Source organism: Micromonospora sp. WMMD1076 (assembly GCF_029581475.1).
In the GTDB taxonomy this organism is placed as follows: domain Bacteria; phylum Actinomycetota; class Actinomycetes; order Mycobacteriales; family Micromonosporaceae; genus Micromonospora; species Micromonospora aurantiaca.
This window is the reverse complement of the sequence record NZ_CP120862.1, coordinates 1,195,687-1,211,385: the sequence shown is the minus strand read 5'-3', so window position 1 is coordinate 1,211,385 and position 15,699 is coordinate 1,195,687. Positions and strand designations below refer to the sequence as shown.

The following is a 15,699-nucleotide window of genomic DNA, read 5'->3' as shown; positions in this document are numbered from 1 at the left end:
CGGGCACCTGCTCGGCGGCGGCGGTGCGTCTGTGGTGATGTCGGCTCCCGTTCTAGCTCCCCGGTGTGAGGACGGGATATCGCCGGGTCGGCTCATTCCACAGCGACAGGCGATGACGGGGCCGCCAGTCGGGCGGTGGCGTCGGGATGGTCTTGTCGATGGTCTGCCGGAGGCTGCACCGAGCGGACCGGCCCCATGACCAGGCGACCCAGCAGCCGAACGCCTGGGCGATGACGGCGGCCAGCAGCAGCCCGGTGCCGATCGGGTCAGACATTGCGCACCGACCGCAGCCAGCCCAGGAACCGGATGTGCATCTCGGCGGGGTCCGGCGGCTCAGAGTAGAGCCGGGTCAGGTCATCGGTTGCCTGCCGCATCAGGGCAGCCAGATCGACGGCGAGGTGGCGTCGGTCGCGCTCGTAGTCAGCGACCAACTCGACCTTGGCGTTCTCGCACGGCCAGTCGAGCAGGTCTGCCGTACAGACCCAAAGGGGTTTCAGCGGAGCGTGGCGCTGGGTCACTCGGGGCCTCCTGCATGGTTCGGCGTCCAGGTGGCATCCCCGTCCGCCGCGAACTCGCCACCGGGCGGGGGCCTGATCCCATCGCACCCCAGCTCGCAGGGGGTTGTCAATCTGTAAGTGACAAATGACCACTGCGTGTCGTGCCTACTTTCGGCGTGTGAGACGACCACGCCTGTACGGGCCCGGCGAGCTGGCCGCCCTGTTCGGCGTATCGCGTCAGCGGGTCCTGCAGATCACCCGCCGCCCCGGGTTCCCCGAGCCGCTCGCCCGACTGATCGGCATGAACGTCTGGGACGCGGACGAGGTGGACGAGTGGACCCGTCACAACCGGCCGCCCCGCCCCACAGAGGGCGACGAGCAGGGGTAATCAGTAGCGCTGGCCTGACGCCCGGGTACAGCGGGACATCCCGCTCGGCGGCGGCGTTCGCGCAACCGCTGCCGCCGACCGCCGGTTCGCGTAACGTCCGGACCATGCCGAAGTCGCTCTTCTGGTCCCGGACCGACACCGCCGGCTCCGAGCACGTCGTGCTCGGCGACGGTCAGGGGCTGACCGCCCAGGGTGTGGCGCTCGCCGTGGATCCGATCCCGTACACGTGCCGGTATCGCCTGACCGTCGGCCCGGACTGGTCGACGAACCGGCTGGAGGTCGAGTCCGAGGGAGCCGGCTGGTCGCGGAGCGTACGCCTGGAACGGGGCCGGGACGGGTGGCGCGTGCGTGCCGGCGAGGAGGGTGACCTGGACGCGGCGCTGAGCGCGGCGGGCCACCCACCGGCGGGCCTGCCGGGCACCGACGACCCGGGCCGGCTGGCCGAGGCGCTCGACGTGGATCTGGGCGGCTCGCCGCTGACGAACACGCTGCCGATCCGCCGGATCGGGCTGGGGCGGCTGCCCGCCGACCTGGCCACAGCCGTGACTGTGGCGTGGGTGCTGCTGCCCGGCCTGGCCGTGGTGCCCGCCGAGCAGGTCTACACCTCGCTCGGCCCGGGCCGGGTCCGGTACGCGAGCGGCACGTTCACCGCCGACCTGGAGGTCGACCCGGACGGCTTCGTGGTGCGCTACCCGGGGCTGGCCGAGCGGGTCGAACCGCGCTGACCGGCCGGGGTCGGGCTCAGGCAGCCGACCAGGTGCCGCCGGTCAGGAACCGGTCGATGGTGGCGAGGTGCGGGGCGAGGTCGAGGCCCTGGGCGGCCACCCACTCGTCCGAGTAGTAGGTGTCGACGTACCTGTCGCCCGGATCGCAGATCAGCGTGACCACCGAGCCGGTACGCCCGGCCGCGCGCATCTGCGCGATCAGCCCGAACGCACCCCACAGGTTGGTGCCGGTGGAGCCGCCCACGCGGCGGCCGAGCACCGCCGAGCCGGCCCGCATCGCGGCCAGCGACGCGGCGTCCGGCACCTGCACCATCCGGTCCACCACGCTGGGCAGGAAGGACGCCTCGACCGTGGGCCGCCCGACGCCCTCGATCCGGGATCCGCGGTCGGTGCGTACCGACCAGTCACCGGCCTGCCAGGCGGGGTAGAACGCGGAGTTCTCCGGGTCCACCACGCAGAGCTTGGTGGGCAACCGCCGGTACCGGGCGTAACGGCCGATGGTGGCGCTGGTGCCGCCGGTGCCGGCGCCGACCACGATCCAGGCGGGCACCGGGTGCCGTTCCAGCGCGAGCTGGGCGTAGATCGACTCGGCGATGTTGTTGTTGCCCCGCCAGTCGGTGGCCCGCTCGGCGTAGGTGAACTGGTCCATGAACCGGCCGCCGCTGTCCTCGGCGAGCCAGCGCGCCTCCACCACGACCTTCGACGGGTCGTCCACCAGGTGGCAGCGCCCGCCCTGGAACTCGATCTGGGCGATCTTCTCCGGCGACGTGGAGGCGGGCATGACAGCGATGAACGGCAGCCCGAGCATCCGGGCGAAGTACGCCTCGGAGACAGCCGTCGAGCCTGATGACGCCTCGACGATCGTGGTGTCCGGGCCGATCCAGCCGTTGCAGAGCCCGTAGAGGAACAGCGAGCGGGCCAGCCGGTGCTTGAGCGAGCCGGTCGGGTGCACCGACTCGTCCTTGAGGTAGAGGTCGATCCCCCACGCGCGGGGCAGCGGGAAGGGCAGCAGGTGGGTGTCGGCGGAGCGGTTGGCGTCCGCCTCGACAGTGGCGATGGCCTCGGTCACCCAGCGCCGGCTGGTCTCGTCGCACCGGTCGAGATGAGTCACGTCGGCAACGTTACAAGCGTGGTGGGCTCGGGTTTTCCCGGACCCGGCGGGCCTGCCGCCGCTGACCGGCCCGTCCGGTGGCCCGGATCACCGCAACCCCCGGCCCGGGACCAGAGGTGTCAGGCGGTGGGAGGTTCCAGCGGCTGCGGGCGGTTCTCCCACTTGGTCGACAGGGCGATGCTGGTACGGGTGGACGCCACACCGGCCGTCCGGTTCAGCCGGACGATCAGCTGCTCCAGCTCGGCGATCGTGCCGACTCGCGCGTTGAGCAGGAAGGACTCGACACCGGCCATGAAGTAGCAGGACTCGATCTCGGGGATGCGACGGAACGACTCCAGCACCTCGTCGGTGTCCGCGTCGGAGTCCTCGATGATGCCGATGAGCGCTGTGACGCCGAGCCCGATCGACTCCGGCTCGACCTCCGCCCGGTACGCCCGGATCACGCCGCTGGACTCCAGCTTGCCGACCCGCTCGTGCACGGCCGGGGCGGAGAGGCCGACCTGACGGGCCAGTTCGGCGTACGACAGACGGGCGTTGCCCCGCAACAACTCCACGAGGCTCAGGTCGATCGTGTCCACGGAGAGTGACCCTATCCGTTCGGCGAACACGGAACACTGTCGGTACCCGTGGATCAACCCTTCACAAACATACGATCACGGGGGTTCTCCGCCTGTACCATTTCCTAACCTTCCCAGTGTGTGCGTTTTTCGCGTTTGGCGGACACGTCCGGTAGCCGGTGCTGTAATTGCCATACGTCCCTCATGACGGCTCTGGGCTCGCACCGGCCGGGGGCAGTGTGTTCAGCCGGGGGCTTCGTCGACGCGAGGAGGGGGCTGTGGACACTGGAGATCGCCTGCTGACACCGGGTGAGGTCGCTGCGCTGTTTCGGGTGGACCCGAAGACCGTGACCAGATGGGCAGCGGCCGGCCGGATCGGCAGTATCCGGACTCCAGGAGGGCACCGCCGGTTTCGGGAATCCGAGGTGCGGGCCCTGCTCGAGGGGGAGGGCATGCTGGACGAGGCGGAGGACATGGGCAAGGCCCGCAACATGGGCCCGACCGCTTCCACCGGCCCCGGACCGGCGAACGCCGGCATGTACTGAACGTACGGGGCGCGGTCCGGCCGAGGGCCGCGCCCCGTACGTCGGCAACCGGTTCCGTCAGTCCGGGTCCGCCTCCCGGCGACCGGCGGCCAGTTCGCCGGACCACCGCCGGAACAGCGTGTGCTCGACACCGAGCGCGTCGAGCACCTTCCCGGCCACGAAGTCCACGAGCTGCCCGGCGGAGGCCGCCGCCCCGGCGCCGTAGAAGCCCGGACTGGCCGGCAGCACCACCGCGCCGGCGTCGTGCAGCGCGATGAGATGTTCCAGATGACTGCGGGTCACCGGCGTCTCCCGGGGCACCACGACGACCGGGCGGCGCTCCTTGAGGTTCACCTCGGCGGCGCGCTGGAGCAGGTCCTTGGAGAGCCCGATGGCGATGCCGGCGCACGCGGCGGTGCTGGCGGGCACCACCGCCATGCCGCGTACCGGATAGGAGCCGCTGCTCGGGCCCGCGGCCAGGTCGCCGGCGGGCCAGTGCCGCAGGTCCGCGCCGGTGAGGTCGCGGTCGAGCCAGGCGGCCAGGTCCTCGGTCCAGTGCGCGTCCCGGAAGGGCCGGCCGGTCTCGTCCAGCACCGTCAGCCGGGCCGCCCGGGAGACGATCAGGTCCACCGCCTGGCCGGCGTCGAGCAGGCTCCGGACGACAGCCGCCGCGTACGGCGTCCCGGACGCCCCGGAGACACCCACCACCCATGGTTCGCGCATGCCTCAAGCGTGCCTGGTCGCCGCGGACGGCGGGCGGCGACCCCCGTTCGGTCGGCCCGCCCGGGATGTCCAGTGGGTTCACGGGACGTCCCGCGGCATGAAATTCTTCGACCGGCGATCCACGTCCACGGAAGGGCCGGTGATGACGGCGGCGGTGCTGCGGGCGCTCCGCTCCGACTGCCCCATCCCGCCCCGCCTCTCCCCGTACGCCGACGACGTGCAGGGCTGGCTGGTGGAGCAGGTCGACCGGCTCGGCCTGCCGGCTGACCCGGCCACCCGGCGACGGCTGGAGCGGGCCGGCTTCGCCCGGTACGCCGGCCGCCTCTATCCGGACGCCACCGAGCCCGACCTGCGCGTGCTGACCGCGTTGTTCACCTGGTTCTTCCTCGTCGACGACGCCTGCGACGGGCGGGACGGGCTGACCCCGGCGCAGATCCGCGCGTTGCGTGACGGGGCGCTCGCCCTGCTGCGCGAGGGCCCGCGCGCCCGCCACCCGGGCTTCTCCGGCCCGCTGCGCCGGCTGCTGGTGCAGGCGTGGCGGGAGCCCCGGCGACGGATGCCGGCCCGGTGGCGGCTGCGCTTCGCCGACGCGGTCGCCGACCACCTCGACGGGGTCCACCGGGAGGCCACCGCCACCACGTCCGGCCGCCCCCCGGGCGTCGCCGAGTACGTACGGCTGCGCCGGGCCACGTCGGCGGCGTACGTGTCGTACCCGCTGATCGAGTTCGCGTCCGGGCGTCCGCTGCCCGACGCGGTCTACCACCATCCGGCGCTGCGGCGGCTCGCCGGCCTCGCCAACGACCTGCTGTCCTGGTTCAACGACATCGCCTCGCTGGAGCGCGACCGGGCCACCGGCGGCGGGCACAACCTGGTGCTGGCGACGGCCGCCGAGCGGGGCGTGCCGCTGCCGGCGGCGGTCGACCTGGTGGCCGGGCACTGGCGTGCCGAGATGGGCCGGTTCGCGGGGCTCCTGGCGGCGGCGCCGTCGTTCGGCCCGGCGCTCGACGACGCCGTCGCCACCCACCTCGACGGGCTGGCCGCCGCCGTGCGCGGTACCGTCGACTGGACGCTGGAGAGCGCCCGCTACCCGGTCGCCGCGACGTCCTGACCCGGTGCCCGGCGTTGCCGTTTACGGCCGCAGGCCGAGCCGGATCACCAGGTCGAGCAGCGCGAGGACGAACAACGCGATGCCGACGAAGCCGTTGGCGGTGAAGAACGCCCGGTTGACCTTGCTCAGGTCGGTGGGGCCGACCACCATGTGCTGGTAGGCGAAGGCGACAGCGGTGAGCGCCAGCCCGATCCACCACAGCCAGCCGAAGCCGACCCAGGCACCGAACCAGATGAACAGCGCGAACGTCACCACGTGCGCGACCGTGGAGGCGTGCAGCGCGAAGCGCAGCCCGTACCGGGCGGGGACGCTGTGCACCCCGATCTCGCGGTCCACGTCGGCGTCCTGGCAGGCGTAGATCAGGTCGAAGCCGCCGATCCACAGGCCGACGGCGGCGCCGAGCAGCCAGGCCGGGCCGGAGCCGTCGAGCGTGCCGGTGACCGCCAGCCAGGCGCCGACCGGGCCGACCGCCTGGGCCACCCCGAGGACGGCGTGCGGCCAGTTGGTGAACCGCTTGGCGTACGGGTAGACCACGAGCGGCACCACGGCGAGCGGCGCGAGCACCAGGCAGAGCGGGTTGAGCAGGGCCGCGGCGGCCAGGAACACCACGAGCGCGACGGCCGCGCCGGTCCAGGCCGTCCGCACGCTCACCGCGCCGGTGACCAGTTCCCGGTTCGCCGTACGCGGGTTCCGCGCGTCGATCCGCCGGTCGAGGATCCGGTTCGCGGCCATGGCGAACGTCCGCGCGCCGACCATCGCCACGGTGATCAGCAGCAGGTCGAGCCAGCGCACCCGGCCGCCGTTGAGCTGCATGGCGGTCAGCGCCGACAGGTACGCGAACGGCAGCGCGAAGACCGAGTGCTCGATGGCGACGAGCTTGAGGAAGGACGAGACCCGGCCGGGTCGTTCCTGTACTGCCGCCGTCATCGGATCCCGTATTCCTTCCAGCGCTTGTCGACGAGCGAGACCACCTCGGGCGACATGCGCATCTCCTCCGGCCAGCCCCGGCCGTAGCCCTCCTCGGGCAGCTTGCGGGTCGCGTCGATGCCCGCCTTGCCACCCCAGAACTGCTGGTACGAGGCGTGGTCGAGGTGGTCGACAGGTCCCTCGGTGACCATCAGGTCGCGGGCGTAGTCGACGTTGCCGAAGGCGCGGAACGCGACCTCGTTGTAGTCGTGCACGTCGCAGTCCTCGTCGACGATCACGATCAGCTTGGTCAGCGACATCATGTGCGCGCCCCAGATCGCGTTCATGACCTTCTGCGCGTGCTTCGGGTAGCGCTTGCGGATCGACACGATCGCGCAGTTGTGGAAGACACCGGCGGCGGGCAGGTCGTAGTCGACGATGTCCGGGATCAGGAAGCGCAGCAGCGGCGCGAAGATCCGTTCGGTGGCCTTGCCGAGGCCGTGGTCCTCCTGCGGCGGCTGGGACGTGACGATCGAGTGGTAGACCGGGTCGCGCTGCATGGTCATGCACTCGATGTGCATCACCGGGAACGGCTCGACCGGCGTGTAGAAGCCGGTGTGGTCGCCGAACGGCCCCTCGGGCAGGCGCTCGCCCGGCTCGATGTAGCCCTCCAGCACGATCTGCGCGTGCGCCGGTACCTGCAACGGGACGGTCAGGCAGTCGACCATCTCGACCCGCTCACCGGCGAGGAACCCGGCGAACAGGTACTCGTCGATGTCGGCCGGTAGCGGCGCACTGGCCGAGTATGCCACGACCGGGTCCGCGCCGATCGCGATCGCCACCGGCAGCCGCTGGCCGAGCCGCTCGGCGACCGCGTGGTGCGCGGTGGAGTTCTTGTGGATCTGCCAGTGCATGCCGATGGTGTTGTGCGAGTGCTGCTGGAGCCGGTAGAGCCCGAGGTTGCGCTTGCCGGTCTCCGGGTGCTTGGTGTGGGTCAGCCCGAAGTTGTGGAAGATCCCGCCGTCACCGGGCCACACCTGCAAGCCGGGCAGCCGGTTCAGGTCGACGTCGTCGCCGCGGTAGACCACCTGCTGGCAGGGGGCGGTCTTGACCTTCTTCGGCGGCATCGACTTGAGCTGCATGACCTTGCCCAGACCGCCCATCATCCCGGAGAAGCCCTGCGGCAGTTCCGGCTTGAGCATGTCGCCGATCCGCTCGCCGATCTCGTCGAGGTGTTCCACCCCGAGCGCCATCGCCATCCGCTTCTCGGTGCCGAACAGGTTGATCGCCACCGGCATCTCGCCCCGGGTGGGGCGCTCGAACAGCAGCGCGGGCCCGCCGGCCCGGACGGTGCGGGTGACGATCTCGCTGATCTCCAGCGTGGGGTCGACCGGCGCGCTCACCCGCCGCAGCTCGCCTGCACGCTCCAGCGCCGCGAGAAATTCCTTGAGATCGGTGTACGGGAAGCGAGCCGCCATACCGCCCATCCTCCCGCACCTCCCTGCGGAGGTAAGGACGGGCCCCCTTTTAACGCCTCCGGTAGAGGAGGGGCCCCTTCTTAACACCCGCAGCTCAGGCTGCGGGCTGCCAGGCGTAAGCCATCAGGGGCTCGTCGAGCGGGGCGGCGGTGAGCCGGTTGGCGAACGTGGAGATGGTGTACGTGCCGACGCCGAGCACCACGTCCAGCGCGTGCCGCGGCTGCCATCCGGCGGCCAGCAGCGCGTCCAGGTCGGCGTCCGGGACCGCGCCCCGGTGGTCGAGCACGGCGACTGTGAAGTGGCGCAGCGCCTCCAGCCGGGAATCGGGCAACGTCGTGCCGGCCCGCAGCGCCTCGATCAGCTCGGGCGCGGCGGCGTGCCGGACCAGCGTCGCGGTGTGCATGGCCACGCAGAGGTGGCAGCCGTTGCGGGTGGCGACGGTCAGCACGACCACCTCGCGGGCGACCGGATCCAGGTCGGTGGCCTCGAACGCGGCGTTGGCGGCGAGGAAGCCCTTGAGCAGCTCGGGCGAGCCGGCCATCAGGCCGACCGCGGCGGGCAGGTGACCGAGCGAGCGGCGTACCCCGGCCATGACCGGGCGGGCGGCGGCGGGCGCGGTGTCCGGCTCGTACGCGGTGAAGCGGGACATGACGGGACCCCTCTCGTAAGATGGTCAACGTGGTTGACGAAATAGTAAACGTGGTTGTCGAACATGGCAACGCCTGACCGCCCCGGCTTTGCGCTGCCGCTGCTCCTGCTCGCCGGCTTCCGTACGCTCGTCGACGACCTGCACGCCGAGCTGGCCCGCCAGGGGCACCCCGAGCTGCGACCGGCACACGGCTTCGTCCTCCAGGCCGTCGGCCCGGCCGGCACCACCGCCTCCGACCTCGGGCAACGCCTCGGCGTCTCCAAGCAGGCAGCGGGCAAGACGGTGGACCGGCTGGTCGCGCTCGGCTACCTGGAACGCGTGGACGACCCTGCCGACGCCCGCCGCAAGCTGGTCCGGATGACAGCGAAAGGCCGCGACGGGCTGCACCGCTCGGCTGTGGTCTTCGACCAGCTACGCGAACGCTGGGCGGCCACGCTCGGCGCGGACCGGGTCGCCGCCGTCGAGGACGACCTGCGCCGGATGGTCCCCGCCGACGTGTTCCGCCTCGACGTCCCCGGCTGGTTCGGCGGGTGAGACGACCGCTCAGCGACCGTAGAGGAGAGCCGGGTCGACCAAGACCACGTCCGGCCGCCCGGCCGCGGCCTCGACGAGTTCGTCGTCGAAGCCATGACCGCCCGCCAGCAGCAGCCGCGCTCCGGTCGCGTCGAAGCCGGGTCGCCGTACCAGCAGGGCCCGGATCCGCTCCAGCCGCTGGAGTTCGGCCCGGCCCAGCCGGCGCCCCCACTTGAACTCACCGATCGCCAACAGCGGGCGGGGGCCGTCGCCCAGCGGCGGCTCACCCACCGCGACCAGGTCGAGTTCGTGACGCGTGCGGGTGTCCGGGTCAGTCAGCGTCGCAGCGCTCACCTCGGCGACGTGCCCACCGAGAAGCTCGGGTTCGGCGAAGCGCAGCGTCCACTGCCGCACGATCTCCTCGAACCGAGGCCCGAGAACCGCGCTGGCGAAGCGACGCTGCGAGCGGCGCCAGACGTCGGCTCCGCGCCGCTGCTCCAAAGCCGTCCACGCCGGGCGCATCACGGCCTGGTAGAAGGTGATCAACGGCTCGGTGATCCGGTAGCTGCTGCGACCGCTTCGCAGCGGGTCGGGCTCACGCAGCAGCAGCCCGGCGTCCTCCAGCACGGTCAGCGGGTGCTGGAGATCGGTGGCCTTCCGCCCGATGTAGCCGGCGATGCCGCCACGACTGGCGTTCCCCTCCGCCACAGCGGCAAGAACCGAGTGGTACAGCGCCGTGTCCCGCAGGTCCGGATCCTCGGCCAGCAGGTACCGAGCCTCACGGAACAGCGGCCGGGCCGGGTTCAGGACCGTCCGCACGACCCACGCGTCGAAGTCGTCCGGCCCGGCCGGGGTGTCGTCCTGGACGTACTCCCGACGGTAGGCCGGGGTGCCGCCGACGACGGAGAAGACACGCACCGCGAGCAGCGGGTCGTCGATCTGCCAGAAGGCCGCCGCGGCGCGGAAGTCCAGTGGTTGAACCGGGAGTTCCAGCCCGGCCCGTCCGCGCAACGGCGCCGACCCCGCGAGCAGCCCTCCCATGAAGGACAGCGCCGAGCCGCACAACAACAACCGCGCCCGGGATCCGGTCCGCTCCGGACGCCCCGGTGTCAGCGCGTGCTGGATGATCGACGGCAGGTCACGGGCCGCACGCACCAGGTACGGGAACTCGTCGAGGACGACAGTGACGGGACGTTCCCGTCCGAGCACGAGCAGCGCGTCGACTGCGGCACCCCAGTCCGGCAGGTGAACGGGGCCGGGCGAGCCGGAGTACGCGCCCAGCGCCTCGCCCAACCGGCGCAGCGATTCCGTCGATGTCGCCTCGGTCGCGCCGAAGTAGAAGCCGCCGCTCGCCTGCGCCAGTTGGTACAGCAGCAGGGTCTTGCCCTGCCTCCGGCGGCCGCTGACCACGCCGAGCGTCGCGCCGGGCCGGTCGTCGGCCACGAACCGGGCCAGTTCGGCCCACTCGACGTCCCGGTCGAAGATCTCTGCGGGCTTTCCGAGCACCGGCATGCTGACACCACACTTCTTATAACTACAGTTCTAAGAAGTGTAGTCCTACATTCTGCGTCACTGACAGCGTCGCCGACGGCGGTTCATCATCGGCGGATGGACGACGCATACGTGGTGGGTGACCCGGACGGCCTCAGCCCACTTCAGGCCGGGATCCGCGACGCGGTGGCCCGCGAACTGCACGCCCAGTTCGCGCTGCGGGCCGACCGCCTCGAACTGGCCGACCTGCCGGAGGTGGCCTACCAGGTCACGCGCCGGGTGGACGAGGTGCTGAGCGCGCGCCCGGTCACTACACCCCGGCGTACGAGTGCAGGCCGGTGAAGAAGAAGTTCACACCGAACAGGTTCATCATCACGGTCAGGAAGCCCACGATGGCGATCCAGGTGGCCACGTTGCGCTTCACGCTCGGCGTGGCCCGGGCGTGCAGGTAGCCCGCGTACACCACCCAGGAGATGAACGCCCAGGTCTCCTTCGGATCCCAGCCCCAGGCGCGACCCCAGGCCGCCTCGGCCCAGATCGCCCCCGCGATCACCGCGAACGTGAAGACCGGGAACGAGAAGGCGTGCAGCATGAAGGTCAGCCGCTCCAGCCCGGCCGCCTCCGGGAGGCGGCGGGCCAGGGTGTACGGGAAGCTGCGCCGCCCCTGCTCCCAGCCGGACCGCATCAGGTACGCGGCGGCGGGCACCACGCCCAGCAGGAAGATGCCCGAGGCGAAGATGATCGTCGAGACGTGGATGATGAACCACCACGACTGCAGCGCCGGCATCAGCGGCTCGATCGGCACGTAGAGCTTCAGCTCGGCGAAGGCCAGCAACAGCACCATGACCAGCGTCAGGAACAGCCCGAGCCGGCGCAGCCACGGCTGCTTCCAGAGCACCACGAGCCAGGCCGCCACACCGATCCAGGTGCCGGTCAGCACGAACTCGTACATGTTGCCCCAGGGCATCCGGTCGGCGGCGAGGCCCCGGGTGACCACGGCGCCCAGGTGCACGGCGGCGGCGAGCACGGTGAGCCAGGCGGCGATCCGGCCGGCCAGCACGGCTCGCGCGCCGGTTCGGTCCGGGCGTGGCGGCGTGGCCGCGACGGCCGGCTCGTCGATCGTGCCGCCGGCTCCGCCGACGCCCGCGCCGACCAGCTCCCGCGCCGGCGCGGCCGCGGGCGCCTTCCGCGCGTTGCCAAGCGCGAACTCCACGGCGTGGCTGATCATCGCGATCAGGTACGCCAGGATCGCGAACGCGACCAGCTGGTCGGAGAGTGCGGACATCAGTCGTCTCCTTCTCGCGCCCGCCGCGCGTCCGGCGCGTCACCGCTCACCGCGGCGACGAGCTGCGCGAACTCGTCGGCGAACCCAGGGTGCTCGGTGCGCGGCAGCCCACCGGCCTCCACCAAACTACTACCGCCCGTCGGAGATCCGCCCTCGGGGGGCGAAACCCGGAACCAGACCCGGCGCCGCCGGGCGAACAGCGAGCCCATCAGGCCGAGCAGCAGCGTGCCGCTCGCCACCAGCAGCAGCGTCTGCCCGGGCGCGTGCCGGACCGCGAGCGTGATGTACGGCTTGGTGCCGACGAACTCCAGCGTGCTGCCGTCGTCAAGGGTCCACTTCTCCCCCGGCCGCAGCAGCTTGGTGCCGATCTCCTTGAGCTTGCCGTCGTCGATCTGCCGCCGGTCCAGCGCGTACACCGAGCCGGGGATGCCCGCGTCCAGCCCGAGGTTGCCCCGGTACGCGGTCAGGTTCACCGCCGGGTTCCGCTCGGCCGGGTACTGCGACGAGACGTACGGCGCGCTCTCCGGCGCGGTCGGCAGGTAGAGCCCGTCGAAGGCGATCTGCTGGTCCGGGGCACGCGCGCCGGTCTTCGGGTCGACGTTGGCGTCCGGGAAGATCGCCACGCCCTCCTCGGTCGCGTTGGAGTCGCCGGTACGCAGGAACGGCGCCTCGCTGGTCTGGCTGCGGCCGTACTTGTCGGTGTACTTCAGCAGCGGCGCGTAGCCGTTGCCGAGCAGGTAGACGTTCGCCGAGCCGAGCCGCAGCGGCGAGTTGACCGAGAACCCGGCGGTCCGTTCCGCGCCGCCCGGCTCGTCCACGGTCACCGTGGCCCAGTAGCGGGACGCCAGCCCGGACGGCAGGTAGTCGGCCTCGAACTTCTCCAGCGTCAGGCAGAACGGCGGCAGGTCGGAGCTGTCCACGCGCGGGCCGAGCGACGCCTCGGCGTACTGCTGGCGGGTGTTGCAGAACGCGTTGTCCTCGCCGGCCACCAGGATGCGGTTGCCGTGCCATCCGTACCAGGAACCGAGCGCCACCCCGAGCAGGACGGCGACCAGCGACACGTGGAACAGCAGGTTGCCGGTCTCCTTGAGGTAACCCTTCTCGGCGGAGACCTCGTCGCCGCGCACGGCGACCCGCCACCGGCGGCGGCGCAGCACCGCCGCGATCGCCTCGGGATCGGCGGCGGCCGGGGCCTCCAGCACCGCGTGCTGGGGCAGCCGGTCGAACCGCTTCGGCGCGGCCGGCGGCTTCATCCGCAGCGCGCGGACGTGATCGCGGGCGCGGGGCAGGATGCAGCCGATCAGCGAGGTGAACAGCAGCAGGTAGATCGCGGAGAACCAGACCGAGGCGAAGACCTCGAACGCGCCGATCTGGTTCAGCCGGGGCGCGAGGTCGGGGTGGTCGACGAACCACTGGTTGACGCGTTCCGGGTTGACGCCGCGCTGGGGCAGCACCGAGCCGGGGATGGCCGCGACGGCGAGCAGGAACAGCAGGATCAGCGCGGTACGCATGCTGGTGAGCTGCCGCCACGAGTTGCGCAGCAGGGCCAGCACCGGGTTGGCCCGCCGCCGGGGCGCCTGCGCGGGTGGGGTCGACGGCCGGTCGTCAACGGTCGTCATCAGATGCTCACCTCGCCCACGCCCACGTTCGTCTGCAACCAGATCACCACGTTCACCCAGCCGCCGGTGATCAACGCCAGGCCGATCGCGATCAGCAGCGCGCCGCCGATCCGGGTGACCCAGCGGCTGTTGCGCCGGACGGCGCGGAACACCCCGAGCAGGCGCTGGAAGCCCAGCCCGAAGACGACGAACGGTATCCCCAACCCGAGGCAGTACGCCACGGCGAGCACCACGGCCCGGTCGGCGCTGCCCTCGGCGGTCGCCAGGCCGACCACCGCGCCGAGCGTCGGGCCGGTGCAGGGCAGCCAGCTCAGCGCGAAGACCGCGCCGAGTACCGGTGCGCCGAGCAGCCCGGCGGAGGGCAGCCAGCGGATGCGGAACTCCCGCTGCATGCCGGGGATCACCCCGACGTAGCCGAGGCCGAGCACCACCACGAGCGCGCCGATGACGATCTCCAGCGTGCGCTCGTACCGGAAGAAGAGCTTGCCGACGCCGGAGAAGAGGATCGCAGTGGCGACGAACACGACTGTGAAGCCGGCGATGAACAGCAGCGTGCCGGCGAGCACCCGGCCCTTGACGGCGGCGGTGGTCCGTTGCGGCGCCGCCCGCTCGGCGACGCTCACGCCACCTGAGCCGCCCGCGCTGCCTGAGCCGCCCGCGCTGCCGCCGGTACCGGCGCCGGTGTTAACAAGGGGCCCTTCCTCTACCGGAGGCGTTAATAGGGGGCCCTTCCTTGCACCCTCCAGGTCGGAGCCGGCCAAGCCCGTCACGTACGACAGGTAGCCGGGCATCAGCGGGAGCACGCACGGGGACAGGAAGCTCACCAGTCCGGCCAGCGCCGCCGCGCCGACCGCGAGCAGCAGCGGTCCGGACTCGGCGAGCTGGCGGAACGTCTCGCCCATCAGCGGGCGCCGTTCGGCGGCGGCGACTCGGCGGCGATCTTCTCGACGATCGGCCGCAGCTCGTCGCGGGTGACGGCCCGGCGGATCACCACGGCGATCCGGCCCTCGCGGTCGAGCACGACTGTGGCCGGGGTGGTGTTCGGCGGGATGTCGAAGTTCAGCGCCTGCCGGCTGGCCGGGTCGAAGATGCTCGGGTACGTGACCCGGCCCTCCTCGAAGGCGACCGCCTTGTCCTTGCTGTCCTGCACGTTGATGCCGAGGAAGGTCACGCCGGAGCCCTTGGTGGCCTGGTAGGTGGCCTCCAGGTCGTCCGCCTCGGCACGGCAGGGCGCGCACCAGGAGCCCCAGAAGTTGACCACGACGACCTGGCCGCGGTCGCGGGAGATGTCGTAGCTGCCGCCGGTGAGCAGTTCACCGCTGACCTTCGGCGTCTTGGAGCGCTGGTCGGGGGCGCAGGTGACAGTCGAGCCGTCGGCCACGCACTTGCTCTCCTGGCTGCCGGAGGAGCAGCCGACCAGCGCCGTACCGGCGGTCACGGCGGCGAGCAGGGCGGCGGCGAGCCTCCGGGTGAGCATCAGGCCCCCTTGGCCGTCCGGGCGGTCGGCGAGATCGAGACGAGGTGGGCCGCCGGCTCGGAGTACCCGATACCGACGATCTTGGCGCCGTCGAAGTGGAACGAGGTGAGGCTGGCCAGGCCGCACTGGCGGCGGCGCGGGTCGTGCCAGAGGCGCTTGCGCTCGACGTGCCGGCGCAGCGTCCAGATCGGGAGCTGGTGCGACACGAGCACCGCCTCCCGCCCCTCGGCGGCGACCCGGGCGGCGTGCAGCGCGGCGAACATGCGCTCGGCGATGGCCCGGTACGCCTCGCCCCAGGACGGGGTCACCGGGTCGCGCAGCACCCACCAGTTGCGCGGGTCGCGGAACGAGCCGTCACCCGGAGAGACCTTCTTGCCCTCGAACCAGTTAGCGCTCTCGATCAGGCGCTCGTCGACGCCGACGGAGAGACCGAACTGCGCCGCGATCGGCTCGGCGGTCTGCTGGGCGCGCTCCAGCGGGCTGGCCACCACGTGCACCACGGTCCGGTCGGCGAGCGCCTGCGCCGCCGCCTTGGCCATCTGCACGCCCAGCTCGGAGAGGCGGAACCCGGGCAGGCGGCCGTAGAGGATGCCGTCCGGGTTGTGCACCTCGCCGTGCCGCAGCACGTGCACCACAGTCTCCGCCACT

20 protein-coding genes are annotated in these 15,699 nt (G+C 71.8%); 6 read left to right on the top strand and 14 right to left on the bottom strand.

Going from position 1 to position 15,699, the window contains the following annotated elements; genetic code table 11:
- Positions 1–52 precede the first annotated feature (52 nt).
- Both O7622_RS06005 and O7622_RS06000 read right to left on the bottom strand, forming a co-directional pair.
- The gene (locus tag O7622_RS06005) at positions 53–274 is read right to left on the bottom strand and encodes a hypothetical protein (protein WP_282312242.1); all 222 of its coding nucleotides are present in this window, start codon (positions 272–274) and stop codon (positions 53–55) included.
- Entirely contained in the window at positions 267–518 is a 252-nt protein-coding gene (locus O7622_RS06000; protein WP_282312241.1) for a flavin reductase, read from the bottom strand. The genes O7622_RS06005 and O7622_RS06000 overlap by 8 nt, the downstream gene beginning before the upstream one ends.
- 157 nt (positions 519–675) lie before the next feature.
- Between O7622_RS06000 and O7622_RS05995 the strand changes: the two genes are divergently transcribed.
- Both O7622_RS05995 and O7622_RS05990 read left to right on the top strand, forming a co-directional pair.
- Entirely contained in the window at positions 676–885 is a 210-nt protein-coding gene (locus O7622_RS05995) for a DNA-binding protein (protein WP_255368150.1), read from the top strand.
- A 104-nt stretch (positions 886–989) separates the two neighbouring features.
- Positions 990–1,610 (top strand): putative glycolipid-binding domain-containing protein, encoded by a 621-nt coding sequence (locus O7622_RS05990; RefSeq protein WP_282312237.1) that lies wholly within the window; start codon positions 990–992, stop codon positions 1,608–1,610.
- A 16-nt stretch (positions 1,611–1,626) separates the two neighbouring features.
- Here the strand turns inward: O7622_RS05990 and O7622_RS05985 are convergent, their stop codons facing one another.
- Positions 1,627–2,721 (bottom strand): PLP-dependent cysteine synthase family protein, encoded by a 1,095-nt coding sequence (locus tag O7622_RS05985; RefSeq protein ID WP_282312236.1) that lies wholly within the window; start codon positions 2,719–2,721, stop codon positions 1,627–1,629.
- 119 nt (positions 2,722–2,840) lie between these two features.
- Positions 2,841–3,299 carry an Lrp/AsnC family transcriptional regulator gene (locus O7622_RS05980; protein WP_282312234.1) on the bottom strand — a complete coding sequence of 153 codons (459 nt, stop codon included), beginning with the start codon at positions 3,297–3,299 and terminating at the stop codon, positions 2,841–2,843.
- A gap of 257 nt (positions 3,300–3,556) precedes the next feature.
- Here O7622_RS05980 and O7622_RS05975 point away from each other — a divergent pair, with 257 nt between their 5' ends.
- Positions 3,557–3,823 (top strand): BldC family transcriptional regulator, encoded by a 267-nt coding sequence (locus O7622_RS05975; protein ID WP_013473529.1) that lies wholly within the window; start codon positions 3,557–3,559, stop codon positions 3,821–3,823.
- A gap of 57 nt (positions 3,824–3,880) precedes the next feature.
- On the opposite strand, the gene O7622_RS05970 is transcribed toward O7622_RS05975, so the two are convergent.
- A complete protein-coding gene (locus O7622_RS05970) occupies positions 3,881–4,525 on the bottom strand; it encodes a UbiX family flavin prenyltransferase (RefSeq protein WP_282312232.1) in 645 nt (214 codons plus the stop codon).
- A 142-nt stretch (positions 4,526–4,667) separates the two neighbouring features.
- Here O7622_RS05970 and O7622_RS05965 point away from each other — a divergent pair, with 142 nt between their 5' ends.
- Positions 4,668–5,633, top strand: coding sequence for a terpene synthase (locus O7622_RS05965; RefSeq protein ID WP_282314053.1), 966 nt, complete (start codon positions 4,668–4,670; stop codon positions 5,631–5,633).
- Positions 5,634–5,654: 21 nt separating this feature from the next.
- Here O7622_RS05965 and mqnP read toward each other — a convergent pair whose 3' ends face one another.
- From mqnP to O7622_RS05950, 3 genes are all read right to left on the bottom strand, one after another.
- Positions 5,655–6,560, bottom strand: coding sequence for a menaquinone biosynthesis prenyltransferase MqnP (mqnP, locus tag O7622_RS05960; protein WP_282312230.1), 906 nt, complete (start codon positions 6,558–6,560; stop codon positions 5,655–5,657).
- A complete protein-coding gene (locus tag O7622_RS05955) occupies positions 6,557–8,017 on the bottom strand; it encodes a menaquinone biosynthesis decarboxylase (RefSeq protein WP_282312229.1) in 1,461 nt (486 codons plus the stop codon). Before O7622_RS05955 ends, mqnP begins: the two co-directional genes overlap by 4 nt.
- Before the next feature lie 94 nt (positions 8,018–8,111).
- A complete protein-coding gene (locus tag O7622_RS05950; protein ID WP_282312228.1) occupies positions 8,112–8,666 on the bottom strand; it encodes a carboxymuconolactone decarboxylase family protein in 555 nt (184 codons plus the stop codon).
- Positions 8,667–8,729: 63 nt separating this feature from the next.
- Between O7622_RS05950 and O7622_RS05945 the strand changes: the two genes are divergently transcribed.
- Positions 8,730–9,200 carry a MarR family winged helix-turn-helix transcriptional regulator gene (locus O7622_RS05945; RefSeq protein WP_282312227.1) on the top strand — a complete coding sequence of 157 codons (471 nt, stop codon included), beginning with the start codon at positions 8,730–8,732 and terminating at the stop codon, positions 9,198–9,200.
- A gap of 9 nt (positions 9,201–9,209) precedes the next feature.
- Here O7622_RS05945 and O7622_RS05940 read toward each other — a convergent pair whose 3' ends face one another.
- Complete coding sequence (locus O7622_RS05940) at positions 9,210–10,691, bottom strand: ATP-binding protein (protein WP_282312225.1); 1,482 nt, start codon at positions 10,689–10,691, stop codon at positions 9,210–9,212.
- Between the two features lie 96 nt (positions 10,692–10,787).
- On the opposite strand from O7622_RS05940, the gene O7622_RS05935 reads away from it, so the two are divergent.
- A complete protein-coding gene (locus O7622_RS05935) occupies positions 10,788–11,012 on the top strand; it encodes a hypothetical protein (RefSeq protein WP_282312223.1) in 225 nt (74 codons plus the stop codon).
- On the opposite strand, the gene ccsB is transcribed toward O7622_RS05935, so the two are convergent.
- The 5 genes from ccsB to O7622_RS05910 are packed head-to-tail and all read right to left on the bottom strand — an operon-like array spanning position 10,981 to position 15,698.
- Positions 10,981–11,955: a c-type cytochrome biogenesis protein CcsB gene (gene ccsB, locus O7622_RS05930; protein WP_282312220.1), complete on the bottom strand. Its 975-nt coding sequence runs from the start codon at positions 11,953–11,955 to the stop codon at positions 10,981–10,983. The genes O7622_RS05935 and ccsB overlap by 32 nt on opposite strands.
- Positions 11,955–13,574, bottom strand: a complete 1,620-nt coding sequence (locus tag O7622_RS05925; RefSeq protein WP_282312219.1) for a cytochrome c biogenesis protein ResB — start codon at positions 13,572–13,574, stop codon at positions 11,955–11,957. Before O7622_RS05925 ends, ccsB begins: the two co-directional genes overlap by 1 nt.
- Positions 13,574–14,476, bottom strand: a complete 903-nt coding sequence (locus O7622_RS05920; protein WP_282312217.1) for a cytochrome c biogenesis protein CcdA — start codon at positions 14,474–14,476, stop codon at positions 13,574–13,576. Before O7622_RS05920 ends, O7622_RS05925 begins: the two co-directional genes overlap by 1 nt.
- Positions 14,476–15,051: a TlpA disulfide reductase family protein gene (locus O7622_RS05915; protein ID WP_282312216.1), complete on the bottom strand. Its 576-nt coding sequence runs from the start codon at positions 15,049–15,051 to the stop codon at positions 14,476–14,478. Before O7622_RS05915 ends, O7622_RS05920 begins: the two co-directional genes overlap by 1 nt.
- A complete protein-coding gene (locus O7622_RS05910) occupies positions 15,051–15,698 on the bottom strand; it encodes a histidine phosphatase family protein (RefSeq protein ID WP_013283542.1) in 648 nt (215 codons plus the stop codon). The genes O7622_RS05915 and O7622_RS05910 overlap by 1 nt, the downstream gene beginning before the upstream one ends.
- Position 15,699: the final 1 nt, after the last annotated feature.